The organism is Acinetobacter sichuanensis (genome assembly GCF_003024515.2).
GTDB classification, from domain to species: domain Bacteria; phylum Pseudomonadota; class Gammaproteobacteria; order Pseudomonadales; family Moraxellaceae; genus Acinetobacter; species Acinetobacter sichuanensis.
Map to the genome: position 1 here is coordinate 1 of NZ_PYIX02000147.1, position 1,490 is coordinate 1,490.

Sequence of the window (1,490 nt, forward strand, 5' to 3'; positions counted from 1 at the left end):
CAATAATTACTAAAATTACAGGCAAAGACAGCCGCTAAATGCAAACTTAGACGCTGCGCAGAGCTGTAGCTATACACGCGTTGGCTCAGGCTTTCTGCCAGTATATGTAGTCTTTGAAGATCCGTATTTTCAGTGGCTTCTACAAACAACGGTGTATTTGACCAATCAATTTCACGTTCTAAGCTAAAGGTCTGTAAGGGATAAAAAACTCCTGCACGTGCATGTTTCGTAGACAAAACTGAAAGCGCTGTACTCCCCGAAGTATGTACAATCAACACATTCGGCAGATATTCAGTCAAGGCCAAAATCACACTCGGAATAGACTGATCACTTACTGCAATCATCACCAAATCCACATCAGCATTTAACTGCTTAAAATGACTGACCGCCTTTGCATGTGCAACTTGCGCTAAATCCGCAGCTTTGTCGAAGCTTCGGCTATAAATATTGACGATTTCATGCTGAGACATCAGGGCTTTGGCCAAATGATGAGCCACCCGCCCCGCTCCAATTAAACTGATCCGCATCTTCATTTCACTATTTTAAAGTGCCTACAGCATGCCAATAAAAAAAGGATGAAGCAATTCATCCTTTTTTTATTAAATTGACACTGACTAACTAAAACTTACGAAGAGTCAAAATCTGTTCACTACGGCCAAATGGCCCTTGCTCATCGTGCAAAACCGCACTGGTTAAGCCAATACCATCATCACCATATTGCTGAGTCGCTTCCAAACCTAACCATTTCCCTTGAGGTAAACGGTATAAATGCAGTTGTAGATCTAAATTGGGAAAGCCCCATCCAGATGCTGGATTTTGACGTGGGACAATACCGTTGGCTGTATCCACCATACCCAATAAGCGCACAAAACTTGATGTTTTCTGAGCTTCCACCATGTCCAAATCATTATGTAACCAGACAATGCCTTTACCAGCACGGTGCCCTTCTGCCGCACGTGTCTCAATACTCTGAATATAACCACCCGGCCAACATTTCATCCCATCCCATACTGGCAAAGTTTCAGGATGTACAATCGATTGATCTTCTAGCCCTGCAATTGCACTGGTATCTTGCTTCATCATTTTCCAAGCACGGGCTACAATACAAGTCTTCCCATTTGCCTGCATTTCCGCCTCGATCAGTTCAATGGTTTTTCCAGCACGAATGACACGGGTATGCACGGTAAACTCACCAAAAGCGATCAGTCCAAAAATATCTAAACTCACGCGTCCAATGCGCATCTCATCACGTGGTTGAAACTGCTCTAACTCCGCACACAAAACCCCTGTTGCAGATGCCATGTGCTGTTCATGCGGATTCCATGCGCCTTGTGCATGAATATTGGAAAGATAAGATGCCGTACAGCTCCCATCACTGTGCTGTTCACGACTTAAAAGTTGATAATAGGCTGCCATGTGTATTCCTTCATTTTTATCTTTAAAATGTATCTTTTCACTGCCATTGGTTCTTACTTTTGTGCAAAAAAACC

The 1,490-nt window shown here is 43.2% G+C and carries 2 protein-coding genes; both read right to left on the reverse strand.

Going from position 1 to position 1,490, the window contains the following annotated elements:
- Nucleotides 1-527, reverse strand: a 527-nt coding sequence (locus C9E89_RS22580; RefSeq protein WP_107010303.1) for a Rossmann-like and DUF2520 domain-containing protein, incomplete at its 3' end; no start/stop codon positions are given.
- 91 nt (nucleotides 528-618) lie between these two features.
- Nucleotides 619-1,416, reverse strand: coding sequence for a thioesterase family protein (locus tag C9E89_RS22585; protein ID WP_107010302.1), 798 nt, complete (start codon nucleotides 1,414-1,416; stop codon nucleotides 619-621).
- Between the last annotated feature and the right edge of the window lie 74 nt (nucleotides 1,417-1,490).